This is a genomic window from Vibrio sp. QJM3NY_35, assembly GCF_057785915.1.
On record NZ_CM173507.1, the window covers coordinates 39,138 to 60,726 of the forward strand.

A 21,589-nucleotide genomic window follows, 5' to 3' on the forward strand; every position below is an offset into this window, starting at 1 on the left:
TGTGCAACAAAGTTTTACATATTCAGCGTAAAAATCTTGTATAAGAGAACGTAGCATTCGTGGTGTTGCAGCATTATTATAGGCGCGCAATTGAATTCGCCCCTCTAGACCAAACTGAGAATCAAATGAAACTGAACCCAAGACAAGATGAAGCCGTGAAATATGTTTCGGGCCCCTGCTTAGTATTAGCGGGCGCTGGATCCGGTAAAACACGTGTTATCACCAATAAAATTGCTTATCTGGTTCAGGAATGTGGCTATAAGGCGCGTAATATTGCGGCGGTGACCTTTACTAATAAAGCGGCACGCGAGATGAAAGAGCGTGTTGGGCAAACTCTGGGTAAGGGCGAATCGAAAGGGCTGATTGTTTCGACCTTTCATACCATGGGTTTAACCATCATTCGTCGTGAATACAAAGCGCTGGGTTTGAAAGCGGGTTTCTCTCTGTTTGATGACCAAGACCAACTAGCTTTGTTAAAAGAGCTAACAGAGAGGCAGATCGATGGTGATAAGGATTTGCTGCGCGCTTTAATGAGCACCATTTCGAATTGGAAGAATGACATGCTGACGCCAGATCAGGCGAAAGCTCGAGCTCAAGGCGAACAAGAGCAGTTGTTTGCATTCTGTTTTGAGATGTACCAGAAACAGATGAAGGCATACAACGCGCTTGATTTTGATGATCTGATCGCGATGCCGGTATTGTTACTGAAAACCAATCAAGAGGTGCGTGAGCGCTGGCAGTCGCGTATCCGCTATCTATTAGTGGATGAATACCAAGATACCAACACCAGCCAATATGAGTTGGTTCGTTTACTAGTAGGAGAGCGTGGTCGTTTGACGGTAGTAGGCGACGATGACCAATCTATCTATTCATGGCGTGGTGCAAAACCGCAAAACTTGGTGTTGCTGGGTGAGGACTATCCGAATCTTCGTTTGATCAAACTCGAGCAAAACTATCGTTCAACCAGTCGAATCTTACGTGCGGCGAACATCTTGATCGCCAACAACCCACACGTTTATGAAAAGTCACTGTTCTCAGAGATCCCAGACGGTGAAAAGCTCAAGGTATTGAATGCTAAGAATGAAGAGCATGAAGCAGAGCGTATTACCGGCGAGATCATTGCCCACAAGTTTTTGAACCGTACTGAATACAAAGATTACGCAGTGCTTTACCGTGGTAACCACCAATCGCGCTTGATTGAAAAAGCCTTGATGCAGAACCGTGTGCCTTACAAGATCTCTGGCGGTACCTCTTTCTTTGCGAGAGCCGAGATTAAAGACATCATGGCTTACCTGCGTGTGTTGGTGAACCCAGATGATGACAACGCCTTTCTACGTATTGTAAACACACCGCGTCGTGAGATTGGTCCGGTGACGCTTGAGAAATTAGGTAGTTACGCCAATATGCGTGGTAAGAGTCTGTTTGAAGCCAGTTTTGAGATGGGCTTAGAGCAGACACTGACGGGGCGTGGTTTAGAAAATTTGCGCCGCTTCGGTGACTGGATTGTTCGTATCTCAGACAATGCCGAGCGTGGTAACACGGTTGAAGCCGTTCGTTCTTTGGTTCGTGACATCAACTACGAAGATTGGTTGTACGAAACCTCAGCGAGCCCGAAAGCCGCTGAAATGCGAATGAAGAACGTCTCTGATCTGTATAGCTGGATTGTGGCCGATCTTGAGGGTGACAACTACGATAAAGAAGAGAAAACCCTGCGCGAGGTGGTTCAACGTTTAACGCTGCGCGATATGATGGAGCGTGGTGAGGATGATGACGATGCAGATCAAGTCCAATTAATGACATTGCATGCATCGAAAGGTCTAGAGTTCCCATATGTATTTCTGATGGGTGCAGAAGAGGGCATCTTGCCGCACCAAACCAGTGTCGATGAAGGCAACGTAGAAGAAGAACGTCGTCTTATGTATGTGGGGATTACTCGAGCGCAGAAGGAACTGACCTTTACTAAGTGTCGTGAACGTCGTCAATATGGTGAATTAATCAAGCCAACACAAAGCCGCTTCCTTGATGAGCTGCCACATGATGATGTGGAGTGGGAAAGCGTTAAGAAGCCTCAATCCGCTGAAGAAAGAATGGAAAAAGGGCAGGCGCACATTGCGAATATTCGAGCGATGTTCAATAAGAAGTAATGCTCTGCTTCAATAGCACGATATAGAAGCCAATAAAAAAGGTGACCATGAGGTCACCTTTTTTGAATCTGGCATTTTTAATTACAGACCAGCAATCATGTGCTCGATAGCATCTTTGATTTCGTCGTCTGAACAGTCCATACATGAACCTTTCGCTGGCATCGCATTGAAACCGTTGATTGCGTGGTCCGCTAGGATGTCGCGACCTTGAGCAATACGAGGACCCCAGTCACCAGCATCACCTGTTTTAGGTGCGCCACTTACGCCAGATGCGTGACAAGCGATACAAAAGGTACCGTAAACTGCTGCGCCATCACGAGGGCCTGTTGGTTCTGCGGCTACTGGCTCGCTGTCGACTAGGTAAACTTGGCCAACTGGTTTGATGCGTTCAGCAATTGCATCGTGCTCTGCTTCGCTTAGGCCTGCAGCCATTGCGCCAGTTGAAAAGGTTAAAACTGCGATGACAACGCTTAAAATTCGACGAGACATATCCATTAAACTCACTTTACATTCCCAAGGTAAGTACATGCTTACCAATTTATAGTGTTGGAAGGGTGTTTTGGCTTTAATCAGCAAAGAGCAACTGTTAAACCAATGTAAATAATGGGTGATTATATCCCGATAAGTTGTTGCAATAAACAACAACTTATAAGCTGTGGCGGGTTGTAGTACTCAAATAAGGGGTTTATCACATATTAACTGTCGAAAAAGAGACCAAACAGAAAAAAAAGTTAAAAAAGTACTAGACGGCATTGGGTGATATACGTATTATTCCACTCCGCCGACAGGGCATGCGCCTGTAGCTCAGCTGGATAGAGCGTTGGCCTCCGGAGCCAAAGGCCGAAGGTTCGAATCCTTTCAGGCGCGCCATCCGGTCTCTTACTTCGGTAAGTGAGAAATTGGCAAAAAGAAATAATGGTGGCTATAGCTCAGTTGGTAGAGCCCTGGATTGTGATTCCGGTGGTCGCGAGTTCGAATCTCGTTAGCCACCCCATTCTTTCTTTACAAAATATCGGTAGCTTCGGCTTCCAGTGTTGATTCATTATTCCCAAGAGTCGATACAAAACTAGTCGGTGAATAGCGCAGCTTGGTAGCGCATCTGGTTTGGGACCAGAGGGTCGGGGGTTCGAATCCCTCTTCACCGACCACTATTTCAATAATCGCTTTTAAGCGGTTATATAAAAAATTAGTGGTGGCTATAGCTCAGTTGGTAGAGCCCTGGATTGTGATTCCGGTGGTCGCGAGTTCGAATCTCGTTAGCCACCCCATTAATTTTGGTAGCTTCTTTGAAGTTCCCAGTTTGAGAAATCAAACGAAACGTCTCGGTGAATAGCGCAGCTTGGTAGCGCATCTGGTTTGGGACCAGAGGGTCGGGGGTTCGAATCCCTCTTCACCGACCACCTTAAGAAGCCTTAGTCGAAAGACTAGGGCTTTTTTACATCTGAAATTTAGATAACTTGAACAGAGTGGGGTTCGCCTGATGTTCAAAGAATGTCTCTTCACCGCTCACTTAAGAAGCATCATCAGAAATGATGGGCTTTGTTGCATATGTCGTGTCAGTATTCTTCAATTATTGCTTCTCACAGTGTTGAATTGGTCCAGTTCGACTCGCTCCTCTTTAATAAACTCCTTTTAGAAGCAAGAATCCCACCTTCGATCTCCTCGATTATTACGTCTGTATGGAGGTAGTTCATTTATCAAACGGAAAGATCTATATCTAATTTTATATAAAATAACCACTCAATAATTCGACAAATTAATAGGTCTGGTCTAGAGATTTTTGTGAAAAGTTGAATTTGGCCCTTAATCTGCTCACTAACCCATGTATTTGACAGCTTTCTACGCATTTGGTCGTTCAAAACTCCTCAGATTTATTAAGCCTTTCGTTTCTCTGGTTTGTATTTATCAAAAAAATATAAACGGTTAAATGTATGGTTACTTGGCGTGTATCTAGTTGTTTTATTTGTTTAAATTAACAAAGTTAGCGTTTGTTTCTATAGTGTTAATTGTTTTTTGGAATAATTATTTTTTTTATTGAATGGTAGTGAGATCTGCTTTGAAGCACAGGTTTAACTCTACAAGTAAGCAGTGGTAAGGAGTTTGTGAGTATTTCTTGCCGATAATATAATGTTGATTTTTCTTACTATATGCTCTCTGGGTGAATAGTTATGTGGCACTTTTGCTTGCTAAGCGTTTAATGTCGACTTTTTATCCTATTTTTGTTGCTTTTCTGTGAATTATTTGCCAAATTGTCAACCGTATAAAATATCAGAACAATATTCTGGTAAGAATGGATTCAATTTTGCAGACAGGGCAGAAAGCTGCCAAAGCAGTAGAGGTCTGGTAATGTCACTTTTAGAAGTAAAAAATCTTCGTATCGAATACCCATCTCGTCATGGAGTTCACGCCGCAGTCAAATCACTTTCGTTCAACATTGAACGTGGTGAGATTGTTGGTGTTGTAGGCGAGTCTGGTGCAGGTAAATCAACAGTAGGTAATGCTGTGATCGATTTGCTGAGCCCTCCTGGCCGGATTGCTAGCGGCGAGGTATTTCTGGATGGCGAAAAAGTCTCTGGTTTATCTCCTGAACAGATGCGTTCTGTTCGCGGCTCAAAGATTGGTTTTATCTTCCAAGACCCAATGACTTCTCTTAATCCTCTATTCACAGTAGAACAGCAGTTAAAAGAGACGATTCATGCCAATATGAAGGTTTCGGATCAAGAAGCCTACCAGCGCTCATTAGACTTGATGAACCAAGTGGGTATCCCACAACCAGAAAACCGTTTAAAGCAATACCCTCACCAATTCTCTGGCGGTATGCGTCAGCGTGTGGTTATCGCGATCGCGTTGGCTGGTGAACCTGACCTAATCATCGCAGATGAACCAACAACAGCACTGGATGTTTCTATCCAAGACCAGATCTTGGGGTTGATTCGCGACCTATGTATCAAGAAGAATGTAGGTTGTATGTTGGTCACGCACGACATGGGTGTGGTATCGAATGTTACTGATCGCGTAGCCGTGATGTATCGTGGTGATTTGGTTGAGTTTGGTCCGACGGCGAAAGTCCTTGGTACTCCCGAGCACCCATACACACACAGTCTTATCTCTGCGGTTCCTCGTTCGGATCGCAAACTCGATCGTTTCCCTCTTGTTAGCTACATCGAAGAAGCACAAGAGATGGAACCATTGGATGTGAAGAACCACTGGTTAGGTCAAAGCCAAGATCACCGTGATTACACTGGCCCTCTGTTGAACGTTGAGAACGTAAACTTACGCTTTACTACCAAAGATTCTTTCTTTGAGAGCCGTCGTGAGTACGTTCAAGCATCAAACAACGTGAGCTTTGAAGTGCATGAAGGTGAGACGTTTGGTTTAGTAGGTGAATCAGGTTCAGGTAAATCAACGATTGCTCGTGTGATTGCTGGCTTGTACGCACCGAATTCAGGCAAGGTAACGTTTGAAGGCGTTGATCTTACTGGTCTTAAATCTGAAAAAGAACGTCGCCCTATGCGTCGTCAAATGCAGATGGTTTTCCAAAACCCTTACACATCAATGAACCCTCGAATGAAGATATTCGACATCATTGCTGAACCTATCCGATTCCATAAACTTACGCGCAACGAGAATGAAACTCGTCAGATCGTGAACGATCTGCTAGAGCACGTTGGTTTGGGCGTAATGGCCGGGGTTAAGTATCCACACGAATTCTCAGGTGGCCAACGTCAGCGTATTTCTATCGCTCGCGCCTTGGCAACTCGCCCGCGTCTTTTGATTTGTGATGAACCAACATCGGCACTGGATGTGTCGGTACAGGCTCAGATCCTTAACCTACTAAAAGACTTACAAGACGAGCTAAACCTAACCATGCTGTTCATCAGTCACGATTTACCGGTTATTCGCCAAATGTGTGATCGTGTTGGTGTGATGCAAATGGGAGAACTATTGGAAGTTGCGCCAACCGAGCAGCTATTCCAATCGCCTCAGCATGAATACAGCAAACACCTAATTTCTTTAATGCCTGAATTTACGGGTTTAAGAGAAGAAAAAGCAGTGGCAAAAGCCGCGATATAAAAATCAGCAGGCTGGAGTTTGGCTTGCTAAAAACAATAAACAGACGCAAATACAACAACTAGGGATCTGGATTCCCGCATGAAGGAGTTATGCAATGAAAACCATGAAAAGCAAATTAGCAGTAGCTTTAATGGCAGCTGGCCTAAGCTTTAGTGCAGCAGCAGCAGATATTACCGTTGGCTACGCAGCTGACCCAGTATCACTTGATCCGCACGAGCAGCTGTCTGGTGGCACACTGCAAATGTCTCACATGGTGTTTGACCCTCTAGTACGTTTCACTCAAGAGATGGATTTTGAAGGCCGCCTAGCATCTAGCTGGGAGCGTGTTGATGATACGACTTTCCGTTTTAACCTACGTAAAGGTGTGAAATTCCACTCTGGTAACGAACTGACTGCTGATGATGTTGTGTGGACTTTTGAACGTCTACAAGCTTCTCCAGACTTTAAGTCTATCTTCACGCCATACGAAAAAATGGTAAAAGTGGATGACTACACAGTTGAGCTAGTATCAAAAGCGGCTTACCCACTAGTACTACAAACAGCAACTTACATCTTCCCAATGGACAGCAAGTTTTACTCTGGTCAAACAGCGGAAGGTAATGATAAATCTGAGCTAGTTAAGCACGGTAACTCGTTCGCTTCGACTAACGTTTCAGGTACTGGCCCATTCATCGTAACTCAACGTGAGCAAGGCGTTAAAGTAACGTTCGAGCGTTTCAACGATTACTGGGACACAGAAACTGAAGGTAACGTAGACAAGCTAACACTTGTGCCAATCAAAGAAGATGCAACGCGTGTAGCAGCACTTCTTTCTGGTGACGTGGATATGATTCACCCTGTAGCACCAAATGATCACAAGCGTGTTAAAAACGCTAAGAACATCGATCTAGTAACGCTACCTGGTACTCGTATCATTACGTTCCAAATGAACCAAAACAGCAACGAAGCACTGAAAGATGTGCGCGTTCGTCAAGCAATCGTTCATGCGATTAACAATGAAGGTATTGTTAAGAAAATCATGAAAGGTTTCGCGACAGCTGCGGGTCAGCAAAGCCCAACAGGCTACGCGGGTCACAACGAAGATCTAGTTCCTCGTTACGATCTGAAAAAAGCGAAAGAGCTGATGAAAGAAGCGGGCTACGAAGATGGCTTTACACTAACTATGGCGGCGCCTAACAACCGTTACGTGAACGATGCGAAAGTAGCGCAAGCGTCTGCGGCAATGCTGTCTAAGATTGGTATCAAAGTTGATCTTAAGACGATGCCTAAAGCACAGTACTGGCCTGAGTTTGACCTATGTTCAGCAGACATGATGATGATCGGCTGGCACTCAGATACAGAAGATTCAGCTAACTTCAACGAGTTCCTAACGATGACTCGTAACGAAGAGACTGGCCGTGGTCAATACAACTGTTCTGGTTACTCAAACCCAGAAATGGATGCGATTGTAGAAGCTTCTAACACTGAAACTGACCCTGTTAAGCGTTCTAAGATGCTGAAAGGCGTTGAAGCAACACTTTACAACGACGCAGTATTCGTACCTCTACATTGGCAAAGTGAAGCGTGGGGCGCGAAATCTAACGTAGGTGCAGCAGACGTAGTAAACCCAATGGTTATGCCTTACTTCGGCGACCTAGTTGTAAAATAATCTAGCTTGCTAGAATCGAGAGCCTGAAGCTTTCAGGCTCTCAATATTATTAAGATATAGATTTAAGTTTCGGTATTTGGTCTTCCTTCAGTCTGGCTAAATACCTTTTTTAAGACTGAATTTTTTGTTGTCTAGTCGCGGATTTCGATTAGACAGTCATGGATAGATAAGGGGCAAGGAATGGTTACGTTTCTGGTCAAGCGCCTGTTTCAGGCACTGATAGTGATGTTTGTGATCAGTTTGGTGGCGTTTGCCATTCAGGATAACCTGGGCGACCCGTTACGTGAGTTAGTCGGTCAATCTGTTTCAGAGGCGGAGCGTCAAGCGCTACGCGATGAACTCGGCTTAAATGATCCCTTCGTTACAAAATATACTCGCTTTATAGGCGCAGCCCTACAAGGTGATCTTGGTACTTCATATTTCTTTAAACGCCCTGCTGTGGACGTAATTTTAGACAAATTGGTCGCGACGCTTGAACTTGTGTTCGGTGCTTCTCTGATTATTGTTTGTCTGTCGATTCCATTAGGCGTTTATTCTGCAATACACCCAAAAAGTTTCTTCACTAAATTGGTCATGGCGGGCAGTAGTATCGGCATCTCGGTACCTGTTTTCTTAACTGCAATCATGCTGATGTATGTGTTCTCTATTGAGCTAGGTTGGCTACCGTCATTTGGACGTGGTGATACTGCAAACTGGTTTGGTTGGGAGTCTGGCTTCTTAACGCTCGATGGTCTTGCACACTTGGTACTGCCGAGCATTGCACTGGCATCTATCATGCTGCCTCTGTTTATTCGTCTAGTTCGTTCTGAAATGCTAGAAGTTCTAAGTTCTGAATACATTAAGTTTGGTAAAGCGAAAGGCCTAGCGCTAAACAAAATCTATTATCAACACGCATTGAAAAACACCATGCTACCGGTTCTTACTGTTGGTGGTGTTCAGATTGGTACTATGGTGGCATACACCATTCTTACTGAAACGGTTTTCCAGTGGCCCGGCACAGGTTTCTTATTTTTAGAAGCGATCAACCGTGTAGATACACCGCTGATTACCGCATACGTTATTTTTGTTGGTCTTATTTTCGTAGTGACTAACACGATTGTTGATTTGCTTTACGGTGTTATCAACCCAACCGTTAACATCACAGGGAAAGGAGCATAATCATGGAACAGACATCGACAGTGCCGTCTCGCTGGGAACGTTTTAAGCAATCAGACATTGTGTATTACTTCTTACGCGACAAAGTGGCCATGGTGAGTTTCGCCATTTTCTCAATCTTCTTAGTGATGGCACTAGCAGCACCTATTCTAGCGCCAACAGACCCGTACGACGTGACATCGATTGATATCATGGATTCAGAGCTGCCACCATCATGGATGGAAGACGGCGAAGAACGTTTCTTGCTCGGAACGGATGAGCAAGGCCGTGATATTTTATCTACCATGCTTTACGGTTCGCGCTTATCACTGACCATTGGTTTCTTAGCGGTAGGCCTACAACTGACGCTTGGTATCATCATTGGCTTGTCTGCGGGTTATTTCGGTGGCCGTATTGATAGCTTCTTGATGCGTTTCGCTGATGTTCAGCTTTCGTTCTCAACCATGATGGTTGCGATCATTGTTTCGGCCATCTTTAAGGCAAGTTTCGGTAGTGACTTCTACGCGCAATATGCCGTTGTTATGCTGGTGGTGATCATCGGTATTGCAGAATGGCCACAGTATGCGCGTACTATCCGTGCATCGGTATTAGCAGAGAAGAAGAAAGAATACGTAGAAGCGGCACGTGTGATGGGCTTTAGAGCGCCTCGCATCATGTTCCGTCATATTCTGCCTAACTGTTTATCACCGATTTTGGTTATCTCTACGGTACAGGTGGCAAATGCCATCATGTCAGAAGCGGCACTTTCTTTCCTAGGTTTAGGTCTTCCGGTAGACCAACCGTCACTCGGTGCCCTGATCAGTACTGGTTTTAACTACATTTTCTCAGGAGCATGGTGGATCACAGCATTCCCAGGTGTGCTTTTGGTAACATTGGTTCTCGTTATTAACCTATTAGGCGACTGGTTACGTGACGTGTTTAACCCGAAAATTTATAAAGGGTGATAGCCCGGTTTGATTTTTAGTAAAAAAAGTCACTAAACTAAGAGCCGTAAGCAATTACGGCTCTTTTTTTGCTTAATGGATCTGGAACTTAGTATCATTGATAGTGTCAATAATACTTAAAATGGAATTCATATTTTATCGACATAGATTCGGTAATAATTAGCCCGCAAGGGTTTAAGTGGTGGTTATGAAATTGACAATGAATGCTGTATGTCGTGCTGTGACGAGAAATTATCGTATGGGGCTTATCGCTGCATCTCTTTTGGTATCTAGCCAAGTGAATGCAGAGTCGGTTCTATGTGATGCAACTCAGGCAAGCACCAACCAATTACCACAGCTAGAGCAATCATGTCCGATCGGTAAGGGCGTGTGGGGCAGTAAAGCACCAAAACGTCATTCAGATAACGAACTGTTTTGGGTTCAATGTGGCCTGCTGAACAAGCCTTTGTCACTGAGCCAAGCAAAACCTCTTTATGGCAAAATTTCGACCAACGTATGGATGAAACCTGAGGGTGGTGATTATCGTTGTTTGATTGGTCCTTACTCTACATTTTCAGATGCAAGAAAAGATCTAGCTCAGGTTCGCAAGGTGCCAGGTTATGGCGAAGCCTTTATTCGTATGGTTGATAAGTCGCAGACCTCATCACAACCTATCGTGGCAAAAGCGGCCGAGCCTAAAGCAGCAAAACCGACACCGGTTAAGGCTCCTGTAAAACCTGCAACTAAGCCTGCCCCGAAACCTGTGGCTGCTAAGCAAGCGGCGGTAACGAGTGCGGCAGCTATTCAGACGCTACCAAGCGGTAATGCGAGCTCAGACAATGATCTAGAGATCGAGATTCGCGTGAAAGCGGATGTAGCGGGTAGCCAGTATGCGATCCCTTACCTTCTAGACCATCAACAACAGTTCTACATGGAACAAGGTAAGCCTTGGAGCCGCCTAGATTACGATAGCGCTGAATTGGTATGTAATCAGGTCAACATGAAGCTGATGACTGAAAAGCAATGGCAGAGCATCTTGAGCTCAAAAGTTATGGAAAAACAGAACTGGCCAATGCATCTCCCTTATTGGGGCACAGATAAGAAAGGCCTGTTTACCAACGGAAACGTCAACCAATTGAAAGGTTCTTCATTGCTCAACGTGATGTGCGTTAAGTAGCGACGACCGTTACCAAACCAAAGAAGCCTCAGCCATTGCTGGGGCTTTGATGTTTATACACCCTTCTTTTTCAACATAGGTTCGACTTTTAGACACTCGTTCTTCAAGGCGAATTTGATTAAAAATCGCTAAAAATTGTTCAAATAGTGCGGTTGATGCGTAGAAAACCATAACTCAAGCAATAAGGTGATTGAGATTATGAGTTTAAAAAAACGATTAGAAGACGTGGCTCCACGCTTTGAAGCCGGAGGGAAGTACGAAAAGCTTTACCCTGTGTATGAGGCTTTCGCGACAATATTCTATACACCCGGAAACGTAAACCGCGGCACAACCCATGTTCGTGACAGCATTGACCTAAAGCGTATTATGATTTTGGTGTGGTTGGCGACCTTCCCGGCAATGTTCTGGGGGATGTATAACGTCGGACACCAAAGCGTCCTAGCACTAACCTCCAGCTATCAACTTAACGAACTTGCCTCTGTTATTGAAAGCAGCTGGCGTTTGTCGTGGGCATTTGGTGATGCGCAGTCATTGATAGCAAGTGGCTGGGCAAGTCAGATGCTGCTTGGTGCACTCTATTTTCTACCCGTTTATGCCACGGTGTTTGTGGTAGGTGGCTTCTGGGAGGTACTGTTTGCTGTCGTTCGCAAGCACGAAGTTAATGAAGGCTTCTTTGTTAGCTCGGTGCTGTTTGCACTCATCCTCCCGCCAACCATCCCGCTTTGGCAAGCCGCTTTAGGTATCACCTTTGGTATCGTTGTCGCCAAGGAGTTGTTCGGTGGCACAGGGCGAAATTTCTTGAACCCAGCCCTTGCAGGCCGCGCGTTTCTCTATTTCGCCTATCCAGCCAACATGTCGGGTGGGCTTGTGTGGGTTGCCGCTGATGGCTATTCAGGCGCGACCCCACTGAGTCAATGGTATGAAGGCGGTAGCACGTTACTCATCAATAACATGACTGGCGAGACGATCACTTGGATGGATGCCTTTGTCGGTAATATTCCTGGTTCGATGGGTGAGGTATCGTCACTGCTTATCATGCTGACGGGGTTGATTTTGATTGTGATGAAGATAGCGTCTTGGCGCATTGTCGCCGGTGTGATTATTGGTCTCGTTGTGACATCTAGCCTGATGAATTGGATAGGGTCAGAAACCAACTCGATGTTTTCAATGCCGTTCTATTGGCACTTTGTGTTGGGTGGTGTTGCCTTTGGTACCTTCTTCATGGCAACAGACCCTGTATCTGCCGCGTTTACCAATCAGAGTAAATGGGCCTATGGGATTTTGATTGGTGTGATGACGGTTGGTATACGAGTGCTCAATCCAGCCTACCCAGAGGGCATCATGCTGGCTATCTTGTTCGCCAACCTGTTCGCTCCGCTGTTCGACTTTGTAGTGAAAGAGCAGAACATCAAACGAAGACTGAAACGGACATCGCGCTAATCTAAGTGGTTAAAAGTGAAAGTGACTCCCATAAGAAAGGCTTGCATTGATGCAAGCCTTTCAATTTTTATCGCGATTGATTTGAGGTTGATTTAACTCCACTTCAAATCAATCTCGAAAGGTTGTGTGCTACCACAGTGTTCACCACACATTTCGTCGTAGGCGCTGTTATGAACCAGCATTGCTGATGCCACGGCTTGGTCGCTAAAGTGATCGCGTGCTTGGTTTACACTCAAAAACTTCATAGGATGCTGGTGGTCATCTTTAATTAATTGCTTTTGCTCGCCAATAACTTGGTAAGCCAAGTAGATCCCGCCTTCAAATGATTCAATTAGTAGATTCATAACAAACTCCATTGCTGTTCTAGATAGGTTAGTATCTGTGTTACGTGGAGTTGGGGAGTAAGGTTCAAGAGTGGGCATAAAAAAGCAGGCACAAGGCCTGCTTTTAAGAGTTATCAACAAAAGGTGTCGATTATCTCATCGTTACAAACTCTTCTGAGCCAGTTGGGTGAATCGCCACAACAGAGTCGAAGTCTGCTTTGGTTGCGCCCATCTTCATTGCAACGCCGAAGCCTTGAATCATTTCATCAACAGTGAAACCGATGCCGTGTAGGCCAACTACAGTCTCTTCTTCGCCAGCACATACTAGTTTCATCTTACAAGGTTGACGGTGCTTGGTTACTGCTGTGTACATTGCCGTGAAGCCCGACGTGTAAACCTTGATGTTGTCTTTGCCGTATTGCTCTTCAGCTTCTTGAGTCGTTAGACCAATTGTACCGATAGGCGGGTGGCTGAATACAACAGTAGGAACTAGCTTGTAGTCCATCTTCGCGTTTGTTTGGCCGTTGAATAGGCGCTCTGAAAGCTGACGACCTGCTTTAACAGCGACAGGTGTTAGCTCGATACCGCCTTCCATGATGTCGCCAACACAGTAGATGCCAGGAACATTAGTTGCTTGGAACTCGTCTACTTTGATGTAGCCACGGTCGTTAGTTGCAACGCCAGTTGATGCTAGGTTGATAGCGTCAGTGGCTGGGTGGCGACCGATAGCCCAGATTAGGTGGTCAACGTTTTGAGTGTTGCCGTTCTCTAGGTGTAGAGTCAGTGTGCCGTCAGCTTCTTTCACTACTTCTTTTGGAACAGAGTGTGTATGCAGTGTTGGGCCTTCCGCTTCCATTACTTCAACCAATGTCTCGATGATCATTGGATCGAAGCTACGAAGTGGTGACTCTTTACGACAGAACAGGTGCGTTTCTGTGCCAAGTGCGCTTAGTACGCCTGCGATTTCTACTGCGATGTAGCCTGCGCCGATAACAGCGACACGTTTAGGTTGCTCCATTAGGTCGAAGAAGCCATTTGAATCGATGCCGTATTCTGTGCCTGGGATGTTTGGAATGGTTGGACGACCACCAACTGCGATCAGGATGTGATCAGCTGTGTAGTGTTCACCGTTAACTTCAACAGTTTTCTCGTCAACGAACTTAGCAAAGCCTTTGATTACGTTTACTTTGTTGTTACCAAGAACGCGATCGTAAGATTGGTGGATACGGCCAATGTACGCTTGGCGGTTTTCCACTAATTTGCTCCAGTTGAAGCCTTTTACGTCAACGTCGAAGCCGTAATCTTCAGAGTATAGGTTGATAGCTTCAGCAACTTGAGCGCCGTGCCACATTACCTTTTTAGGAACACAACCAACGTTTACACAAGTACCACCAAGGTCTTGAGCTTCGATAAGTGCAACCTTTGCACCGTGCATTGCTGCGCGGTTTGCTGATGCGATGCCGCCTGAACCGCCGCCGATACAGATGTAATCAAAATGAGTCGCCATTACTTTCTCCATTTATTGAAGGCTGTGGGTACAGTGAGCGCACTGAACACCTACGTCCTATAGATTCTTAAATTGTCTAATTATTATATTGAGGGCAGATCGGTTGAACTCAATCTCCCTGTTTAAAATTTATTCGTGTACGTCACAATCTGCTGAATATTCGTCAGAGCATGACGTTAAGTTCGAGATTACTCGGGTACGATCCACTCTACTTTGAAGTGACCGGTCGCCGGAGCAATTGCTTCCTTCAAGAATGGAAGAATCTCTTTCATTTGGCTTTCTAACTTCCAAGGCGGGTTAATCACGATCATGCCTGATGCTGTCATGCCACGCTCATTGGTGTCTGGTGATACGCCAAGTTCGATTTGTAGAATCTTGTTGATGCCTAAGCCTTCGAGACCTTCGATCATATCTTCGATATCACAGCGGTTTACTACCGGGTACCAAATTGCGTAGATACCAGTTGCCCAGCGCTTGTGGCTTTGAGCGATTGCTGTCACGACATCACGATACTCTTTTGCTAGCTCGTAAGGTGGATCGATCAGTACTAAACCACGACGTTCTTTTGGTGGCAGGCTGCCCTTTAAGCGCTTAAACCCATCTTCTTTGTAGATAGATACCTGACGATCGCGGTGGAACTCTTGCTCAAGCAGAGGGTGATCGGCTGGGTGAAGCTCAGTCAGAACCATGCGGTCTTGGTCACGCAGGTGTGCACGTGCAACACGTGGAGAACCTGGGTAGTAACGCAGTTTCTCGCCATTATTTAGAATGGAAATAGACTCAAGGTAGCTTTGAATGTCTTCAGGAAGGTCTTTTTGCTCCCAAACGCGGGCAATACCTTGCTTGTATTCACCGGTTTTTTCAGACCATTCATGCGTTAAGTCGTAACGACCTACACCAGAGTGAGTGTCATGATAAACAAAAGGCTTATCCTTCTGTTTCAAAGAATTAAGAATAAGGCTCTGTACGATATGCTTTACTACGTCGGCATGGTTGCCCGCGTGGAAGCTGTGGCGATAACTTAACAAATTAAACTCTCGTAACACTCTCGAATTAGAGTGTGGTTAGTGTAGGTGGGGTTAATCAGACTATTATAACCCTCAATGGACCATAAATTCTCGAACAATTCAGGAACAGTCACTAGCAATATGCAGTTAGTTATTGGTTCTACTATTGAAATTTGCCTTGTTGGGCACTATTTAATAACTATTCGCAGGTGATTTTTTAGGGCGAACTTTAGCCTGATGACTGTAAGACGACCTCATTACAAAAAAGACGAAAGTCTCTAAAGCCAAAGGAATGTTTATATGTCTAATCCGCTATTAACCTTCACGGACTTACCTCCGTTTTCACAGATCAAGCCAGAGCACGTAAAGCCTGCAGTTGAGCAAGTGATTGAAGCGTGTCGCAACAAGATAGAACAAGTACTTGAAGGTAATACTTCACCAAGCTGGGACAACCTGGTTGCTCCAATTGAAGAAGTGGATGATCGTTTAGGTCGCATTTGGTCACCTGTAAGCCATATGAACTCTGTCGTGAACAGTGACGAATTGCGTGAAGCGTATGAGAGCTGCTTACCTGTGCTGTCTGAATACGGCACTTGGGTTGGCCAACACAAAGGCTTGTTCGAAGCGTATAAAGCGATCAAGGCGAGTGAAGCATTCTCGGCACTGAACCAAGCTCAACAAAAAACCATTACCGACGCTTTGCGTGACTTCGAATTGTCGGGCATTGGCTTACCTGCAGATGAACAGCATCGTTACGGCGAGATCAGTAAGCGCCAGTCTGAGCTAGGCTCTCAATTCTCAAATAATGTACTTGATGCAACCATGGGTTGGAGCAAGCAGATCACAGATGTCGCTGAACTGGCAGGTATGCCTGAATCAGCACTGGCGGCAGCGAAAGCAGCAGCGGAGTCTAAAGAACAAGAAGGTTACCTACTGACTCTAGATATCCCTTCATACCTACCTGTGATGACTTACTGTGATAACCAAGCGCTACGTAAAGAGCTGTACGAAGCTTACGTAACTCGCGCTTCAGATCGCGGTCCAAATGCAGGTAAGTGGGACAACACTGAGATCATTACTGAACAACTTAAGCTGCGTCACGAAATCGCTCGCATGCTGGGTTTCAGCACCTACAGCGAAAAATCATTGTCGACCAAGATGGCAGAAACGCCAGACCAAGTACTTGGCTTCCTCAACGACTTAGCAGTAAAAGCCAAACCACAAGGTGAGCGCGAAGTAGAAGAGCTACGTCAGTTTGCTGAGAAAGAGTTTGGTGTTTCTGAATTGAATCTTTGGGACATCGCTTACTACAGCGAGAAACAAAAACAGAAGCTGTTCGAGATCTCTGATGAAGAGCTTCGCCCTTACTTCCCAGAATCTAATGTGGTTTCAGGTCTGTTTGAGGTACTGAACCGCGTGTTTGGTATGTCGGTAACAGAGCGTGAAGGTGTAGACACTTGGCATGAGTCTGTGCGTTTCTTTGATATCTTTGATGCGACCGGAACACTGCGTGGTAGCTTCTACCTAGATCTATACGCACGTGAACACAAACGTGGTGGCGCTTGGATGGATGACTGTCGTGGTCGTCGCATTACTGAGTCTGGTGAGCTGCAAACGCCGGTTGCTTACCTAACGTGTAACTTCAACAAGCCTGTTGGTGATAAGCCAGCACTGTTTACTCACGATGAAGTGGTAACCTTATTCCACGAATTCGGTCACGGCATTCACCACATGCTGACGCAAGTAGAAGCGGGCGCAGTTGCGGGTATTAATGGCGTGCCTTGGGATGCGGTTGAATTGCCAAGTCAGTTCCTAGAAAACTGGTGTTGGGAAGAGGAAGCGCTGTCGTTCATCTCTGGTCACTTCGAAACGGGTGAAGCGCTACCAAAAGAGATGCTAGAGAAGATGCTAGCGGCGAAGAACTTCCAATCTGCGATGTTTATCCTGCGTCAGCTAGAGCTTGGTTTGTTCGATTTCACGCTACACACAGAGTACGACCCTGAAGTGGGTGGTCGCGTACTAGAAACGCTAGCGGATGTTAAGTCTAAGGTATCGGTACTGCCAAGCCTAGATTGGAACCGTTTCTCACACAGCTTTGGTCACATCTTTGCTGGTGGTTACAGCGCGGGCTACTACAGCTACCTGTGGGCAGAAGTGCTATCGGCAGATGCGTTCTCAGCATTTGAAGAAGAGGGTATCTTCAACACTGAAACGGGTAATCGCTTCCTGAACAACATCCTTGAAATGGGTGGCAGTGAAGAGCCAATGGAGCTGTTCAAACGCTTCCGTGGTCGTGAGCCACAAATCGACGCAATGCTTCGTCACGCGGGCATTAACGCATAATTACGGTAACTATCTAGTTTATTAAGAGTTAATTGCGAAAAGAGCCTCTAGTTAGAGGCTCTTTTTTTGTCTGTGTTTGATGCCAAGCAAGGCGAATCAATGTTATGGATTCACATTGCGGTTGATAGGGTTCTGCAATGAAATCAGTGTCTCTGTCGACTGAACTTCATCGATCGCTTGCAGCTTATCGATCAATACAAACTGCAGCTCTTCTATCGACTTACACATCAGCTTTACAAAGATATTGTAAGCACCAGTGGTGTAGTACGCCTCAACCACTTCGTCTAAGGCATTCAGCTTAGCGATCGCCGAGTGGTAATCTTTGGCAGCATTAAGGTTGATGCCAATAAAGCAACACACGTCGTAACCCAGCTTTTTGGTGTTTACCACAACTTCCGTTCGCTCAATAATGTCTGCCGATCTCATCTTTTCGATGCGAACGTGAATCGTTGCAGGGCTGACATCGAACTGCTTTGCCATTTCAGCATAAGGAGTACGTGCATCTTCCATCAAGGTTTTGAGAATGGCACGGTCTAGATCATCTAGACGAGCTGTGGTTGTGGACATGCATAATCCTTAGGTTGAATGAAAAACATACCGGCTTGAGTACACATCATAGCCAAGGGTGATAATATTAGCAGTAACTATAGGGTTAGGGTGAATTCAGTGCGATTTTCGTTATTTTTTATTGTGATGTGTTGGAGTGTTTTTGCTTCAGCTCAGGCAAAAGATGTGTTGGTTATTCACTCTTATCATCAAGGCTTTTTCTGGACAGATGATTTCCATAAAGGACTATCTGATGAGCTCGATCGCGATGGTTTGTCTTACCGGGTTGTTTATCTCGATACCAAGCGAACTCAAAACGCTGAATACTTAGAGCGAATTTATCAGCTATACCGCACTAAGCTGTCGCATGAAGAGTTTGCCGCTGTAGTCGTCAGTGATAATAACGCCCTCAATCTGATGAAACGCTTAGCGCCCGAACTCAATGGCACGCCCGTTATTTTTGGTGGCATCAACAATTTTTCTCCGCAAATGATTGAAGGCTTGCACGCAACCGGTATCACTGAAGATATTGATATGGCGAGCAATATTGAGCTGATCAATCGACTTCAATCGACGGTTAAAAAAGTTTACGTGGTTACCGATCACTCGGTAACGGGTGAAGCTATTCGCGCTCAAGTGGATTTATTTCTACACAAACGCCCTGAGTTTTCTGGGCTGGTGGAGCAATATACGCCTGATTCTTATCAAGAACTGATGACGTTCGCGCAACGCGCTGATCTAACTAAAAGCTTGTTGTTCTGGGCCTACTACCGCGACATCAATGGTCGTGTCAGCAGCAAAGAAGACTGGCGTCAGCTCAACAAAAAAACTCAGATGCCATTGTATATTGTGCATGATTTAAGGCTTGGGTTTGGTGCGATTGGTGGCGTGATCCACAGTGGAGAAACACAAGGACGAGACACTGGGCGAGTGCTACTGAATGTGCTCGCTAATCCGGATAAACCGCTGCCCCAAGTGGTTGCTGGCGCGCCAGAAATCAAACTCGATTACCAACAGATCTCACGTTGGGATTTGGGTGCAGAGAATGAAGCCTCAGTAACCTTCCTCAATAAGCCGAAGTCATTTCTAGTACGCTACCGCGATGAAATTCGCACTATAGGTTTGCTGTTTTTGGTGATGTCGTGTGTCATCGCGACCTTGGTGTATTACCTTAATCGCCTTAAAAAAAGTGAACGTGCCAGCCGAAAAAGTCAGCTGCTGCTTGAGTCGATATTCGACCAAAGCCTGCAGTTCATGGGCATCATTGATAAGGGTGGCGTGCTGCTGTCGAGTAACAGCAAGTTACATGAGCTGCTTTATAATCAAGGCTATAAACTGGGAACGCCGCTGCAACAACACCAACATTGGGAAAGTTCTGCGAGAGAAGTGCTAGCCGAATATTTCATCGCAAAAAGTGAGCACCCAGCCTTACGATTTGAAGCCGAGGTGTGGTGTCGAGATCGCGGTGCGATGGTGTTGGATATTTCATTGAAGCCGATGCCGGGCAGTGAAGGCGAAGACATTCAGTTTCTCTTTGAGGCGCGCGACGTGACCTCACGTAAGCTTGCTGAGAATAAGCTGTTCCAACGTGAAGCAAACTTGAAGCTGTATTACGATAAACAGCCGGTGATGATGATTACGCTCGATGGCAATAATCGCATTCAACAAGTGAACCAGTTTGTCGAAGAGCTTTTGGGATACCCTCTCGATCAGTTGTTGGGCCATCGCCCTAGAGAATTCTATGTTGATGAGAACGCGATGATTCCTCGTCATATCTTGCTGCAACCTCAGCATAAGATTCGTGGTGTGTGGCGTCGTGATATCGAATATCGCCATGCCGACGGCAGCAAGATCTGGATTCGTGAAAATATCCGCCCGTTGGTGGAGTCTGATCAGCTGTTGATTGTGGGTGAAGACATCACCGAAACGCACGAGCTTTCTGAAAAGCTAGAGTATCAGGCTCGCTATGACCTACTGACTGACACTTTTAACCGCAACCACTTTGAGCAAGAGCTGCAAAAAGCGCTGAAAGAGGTTGAGAGTCACATGCGAACTCACGCAATGTTGTTCCTAGATTTGGATCAGTTAAAGGTCTTGAACGACACCGCAGGACATGAAGCGGGTGATGCTGCGATCTTGTTTAGCGCCAAACTGCTAGAAGACGTACTGCCTTACAATGCGGTGTTAGCGCGAATGGGTGGTGATGAGTTTGCAGTATTAATGAAAGACTGTACTGAGCGAGACGCGGTTAATGTGTGTCGCAGTATTATCTCGATGATGAGTGAGAATCCATTCTTGTGGGATGATATTCGACTCAACCTGACGTGCTCTATCGGTATTCGATTGATTGACCATACTGCGGCTTCACCGCAGATGGTGCACGCTCAGGCGGATGCTGCTTGTCATGCCGCTAAAGAAGAAGGTCGCAATCGCTACCATCTTTACCATCAAGATGATGAAGACCTGCGTCGTCGTCATCTAGAGATGGAGTGCGTTAACCTAGTGCATGAGGCCTTGGCTAACGATCGCTTAGAACTGTTTGCTCAGCGAATTCTTGGCCTAGATGAAGACAGCGATAAAATGCACTTTGAGATCTTGGTGCGCATCAAGAACATCCAAGGGGAATACATCTCGCCAGGGATCTTCATGCCAGCCTCAGAGCGTTATAACATCGCGCATTTGATTGACCGCCAAGTCGTCAGTCAAACCTTGAGTTGGTTGGAGCAACGCCCTGAGGTTATTGAGGAGTTGGGGATGTGTTCAATCAACCTCTCTGGTCATTCGATGGGTAATCGTGAGTTTGTCGAGTTCTTGATAGATAGCCTGAGCGATTCATCGATACCGTGTCATAAGATTTGTTTAGAGATCACCGAAACAGCGGCCATGAGTAACATGAAGCAGGCGATCAAGTTCTTCACTCGTATTAAAGAGCTTGGCTGCATGATTGCATTGGATGATTTTGGCTCAGGGCTATCGTCATTTGGTTATCTGAAAAAACTGCCCGTCGATATTGTGAAGATCGATGGCCTGTTTGTGCGTGATATTGATGTCAATGAGATGGACCATGTGATGGTTCGCTCGATCAATGATCTTGCCAAGCAGATGGGCAAGCACACCGTAGCTGAGTTCGTTGAAAATAACCAGATCATCGACAAGCTGATTGAGTTGGGTGTGAACTACGCGCAGGGCTACATCATAGGCCGACCTAAACCACTCGCAGAGCTCGTTGAAGAGTTAAGACAAGAACGAGAGACAGAGTCATTGGTTTAGGTAAGCCGACTTTAGCTGGGAATACTTTTCAC

14 protein-coding genes and 5 tRNA genes are annotated in these 21,589 nt (G+C 45.7%); 14 read left to right on the top strand and 5 right to left on the bottom strand.

Features of this window, described 5'->3' with window-relative positions:
- Nucleotides 1-125: 125 nt before the first annotated feature.
- Nucleotides 126-2,144: a DNA helicase Rep gene (gene rep, locus AC3CH3_RS00175; RefSeq protein WP_017061960.1), complete on the top strand. Its 2,019-nt coding sequence runs from the start codon at nucleotides 126-128 to the stop codon at nucleotides 2,142-2,144.
- An 81-nt stretch (nucleotides 2,145-2,225) separates the two neighbouring features.
- On the opposite strand, the gene AC3CH3_RS00180 is transcribed toward rep, so the two are convergent.
- Entirely contained in the window at nucleotides 2,226-2,639 is a 414-nt protein-coding gene (locus AC3CH3_RS00180; protein WP_488537457.1) for a c-type cytochrome, read from the bottom strand.
- Between the two features lie 298 nt (nucleotides 2,640-2,937).
- Between AC3CH3_RS00180 and AC3CH3_RS00185 the strand changes: the two genes are divergently transcribed.
- From AC3CH3_RS00185 to AC3CH3_RS00235, 11 genes are all read left to right on the top strand, one after another.
- Nucleotides 2,938-3,014 (top strand) — tRNA-Arg (locus tag AC3CH3_RS00185).
- Nucleotides 3,015-3,062: 48 nt separating this feature from the next.
- Nucleotides 3,063-3,138, top strand: a tRNA-His gene (locus tag AC3CH3_RS00190).
- A 77-nt stretch (nucleotides 3,139-3,215) separates the two neighbouring features.
- Nucleotides 3,216-3,292 (top strand) — tRNA-Pro (locus AC3CH3_RS00195).
- Between the two features lie 44 nt (nucleotides 3,293-3,336).
- Nucleotides 3,337-3,412 (top strand) — tRNA-His (locus AC3CH3_RS00200).
- A gap of 55 nt (nucleotides 3,413-3,467) precedes the next feature.
- A tRNA-Pro gene (locus AC3CH3_RS00205) sits at nucleotides 3,468-3,544 on the top strand.
- 946 nt (nucleotides 3,545-4,490) lie between these two features.
- Nucleotides 4,491-6,218 (top strand): dipeptide ABC transporter ATP-binding protein, encoded by a 1,728-nt coding sequence (locus AC3CH3_RS00210; protein WP_488537458.1) that lies wholly within the window; start codon nucleotides 4,491-4,493, stop codon nucleotides 6,216-6,218.
- 94 nt (nucleotides 6,219-6,312) lie between these two features.
- Entirely contained in the window at nucleotides 6,313-7,866 is a 1,554-nt protein-coding gene (locus tag AC3CH3_RS00215) for an ABC transporter substrate-binding protein (RefSeq protein WP_054548018.1), read from the top strand.
- A gap of 180 nt (nucleotides 7,867-8,046) precedes the next feature.
- Nucleotides 8,047-9,024, top strand: coding sequence for an ABC transporter permease (locus AC3CH3_RS00220; protein ID WP_004735540.1), 978 nt, complete (start codon nucleotides 8,047-8,049; stop codon nucleotides 9,022-9,024).
- Nucleotides 9,025-9,026: 2 nt separating this feature from the next.
- Entirely contained in the window at nucleotides 9,027-9,965 is a 939-nt protein-coding gene (locus AC3CH3_RS00225; RefSeq protein ID WP_004735541.1) for an ABC transporter permease, read from the top strand.
- Nucleotides 9,966-10,152: 187 nt separating this feature from the next.
- Complete coding sequence (locus AC3CH3_RS00230) at nucleotides 10,153-11,121, top strand: SPOR domain-containing protein (RefSeq protein ID WP_488537459.1); 969 nt, start codon at nucleotides 10,153-10,155, stop codon at nucleotides 11,119-11,121.
- A 198-nt stretch (nucleotides 11,122-11,319) separates the two neighbouring features.
- Nucleotides 11,320-12,561, top strand: a complete 1,242-nt coding sequence (locus AC3CH3_RS00235; protein WP_488537460.1) for an NADH:ubiquinone reductase (Na(+)-transporting) subunit B — start codon at nucleotides 11,320-11,322, stop codon at nucleotides 12,559-12,561.
- A gap of 92 nt (nucleotides 12,562-12,653) precedes the next feature.
- Here AC3CH3_RS00235 and AC3CH3_RS00240 read toward each other — a convergent pair whose 3' ends face one another.
- The 3 genes from AC3CH3_RS00240 to AC3CH3_RS00250 form a co-directional block, all read right to left on the bottom strand.
- The gene (locus tag AC3CH3_RS00240; protein ID WP_248638680.1) at nucleotides 12,654-12,905 is read right to left on the bottom strand and encodes a DUF6482 family protein; all 252 of its coding nucleotides are present in this window, start codon (nucleotides 12,903-12,905) and stop codon (nucleotides 12,654-12,656) included.
- A gap of 130 nt (nucleotides 12,906-13,035) precedes the next feature.
- Complete coding sequence (gorA, locus tag AC3CH3_RS00245) at nucleotides 13,036-14,391, bottom strand: glutathione-disulfide reductase (RefSeq protein WP_488537461.1); 1,356 nt, start codon at nucleotides 14,389-14,391, stop codon at nucleotides 13,036-13,038.
- 188 nt (nucleotides 14,392-14,579) lie between these two features.
- Nucleotides 14,580-15,419: a 23S rRNA (adenine(2030)-N(6))-methyltransferase RlmJ gene (locus tag AC3CH3_RS00250; RefSeq protein ID WP_048612424.1), complete on the bottom strand. Its 840-nt coding sequence runs from the start codon at nucleotides 15,417-15,419 to the stop codon at nucleotides 14,580-14,582.
- Nucleotides 15,420-15,698: 279 nt separating this feature from the next.
- On the opposite strand from AC3CH3_RS00250, the gene prlC reads away from it, so the two are divergent.
- The gene (prlC, locus tag AC3CH3_RS00255; RefSeq protein WP_488537462.1) at nucleotides 15,699-17,741 is read left to right on the top strand and encodes an oligopeptidase A; all 2,043 of its coding nucleotides are present in this window, start codon (nucleotides 15,699-15,701) and stop codon (nucleotides 17,739-17,741) included.
- A 102-nt stretch (nucleotides 17,742-17,843) separates the two neighbouring features.
- On the opposite strand, the gene asnC is transcribed toward prlC, so the two are convergent.
- On the bottom strand, nucleotides 17,844-18,308 hold the full coding sequence (gene asnC / locus AC3CH3_RS00260; protein ID WP_008218581.1) for a transcriptional regulator AsnC: 465 nt from the start codon (nucleotides 18,306-18,308) through the stop codon (nucleotides 17,844-17,846).
- A 126-nt stretch (nucleotides 18,309-18,434) separates the two neighbouring features.
- On the opposite strand from asnC, the gene AC3CH3_RS00265 reads away from it, so the two are divergent.
- Nucleotides 18,435-21,557, top strand: a complete 3,123-nt coding sequence (locus tag AC3CH3_RS00265; RefSeq protein ID WP_488538143.1) for an EAL domain-containing protein — start codon at nucleotides 18,435-18,437, stop codon at nucleotides 21,555-21,557.
- The last annotated feature ends 32 nt before the right edge of the window (nucleotides 21,558-21,589 follow it).

Excerpts from the sequence above, each read along its gene's own strand:
- rep (WP_017061960.1), top strand. The coding sequence starts at position 126 with ATGAAACTGAACCCAAGACAAGATGAAGCCGTGAAATATGTTTCGGGC.
- AC3CH3_RS00180 (WP_488537457.1), bottom strand. The coding sequence starts at position 2,639 with ATGGATATGTCTCGTCGAATTTTAAGCGTTGTCATCGCAGTTTTAACC.
- AC3CH3_RS00210 (WP_488537458.1), top strand. The coding sequence starts at position 4,491 with ATGTCACTTTTAGAAGTAAAAAATCTTCGTATCGAATACCCATCTCGT.
- AC3CH3_RS00215 (WP_054548018.1), top strand. The coding sequence starts at position 6,313 with ATGAAAACCATGAAAAGCAAATTAGCAGTAGCTTTAATGGCAGCTGGC.
- AC3CH3_RS00220 (WP_004735540.1), top strand. The coding sequence starts at position 8,047 with ATGGTTACGTTTCTGGTCAAGCGCCTGTTTCAGGCACTGATAGTGATG.
- AC3CH3_RS00225 (WP_004735541.1), top strand. The coding sequence starts at position 9,027 with ATGGAACAGACATCGACAGTGCCGTCTCGCTGGGAACGTTTTAAGCAA.
- AC3CH3_RS00230 (WP_488537459.1), top strand. The coding sequence starts at position 10,153 with ATGAAATTGACAATGAATGCTGTATGTCGTGCTGTGACGAGAAATTAT.
- AC3CH3_RS00235 (WP_488537460.1), top strand. The coding sequence starts at position 11,320 with ATGAGTTTAAAAAAACGATTAGAAGACGTGGCTCCACGCTTTGAAGCC.
- AC3CH3_RS00240 (WP_248638680.1), bottom strand. The coding sequence starts at position 12,905 with ATGAATCTACTAATTGAATCATTTGAAGGCGGGATCTACTTGGCTTAC.
- gorA (WP_488537461.1), bottom strand. The coding sequence starts at position 14,391 with ATGGCGACTCATTTTGATTACATCTGTATCGGCGGCGGTTCAGGCGGC.
- prlC (WP_488537462.1), top strand. The coding sequence starts at position 15,699 with ATGTCTAATCCGCTATTAACCTTCACGGACTTACCTCCGTTTTCACAG.
- asnC (WP_008218581.1), bottom strand. The coding sequence starts at position 18,308 with ATGTCCACAACCACAGCTCGTCTAGATGATCTAGACCGTGCCATTCTC.
- AC3CH3_RS00265 (WP_488538143.1), top strand. The coding sequence starts at position 18,435 with ATGTGTTGGAGTGTTTTTGCTTCAGCTCAGGCAAAAGATGTGTTGGTT.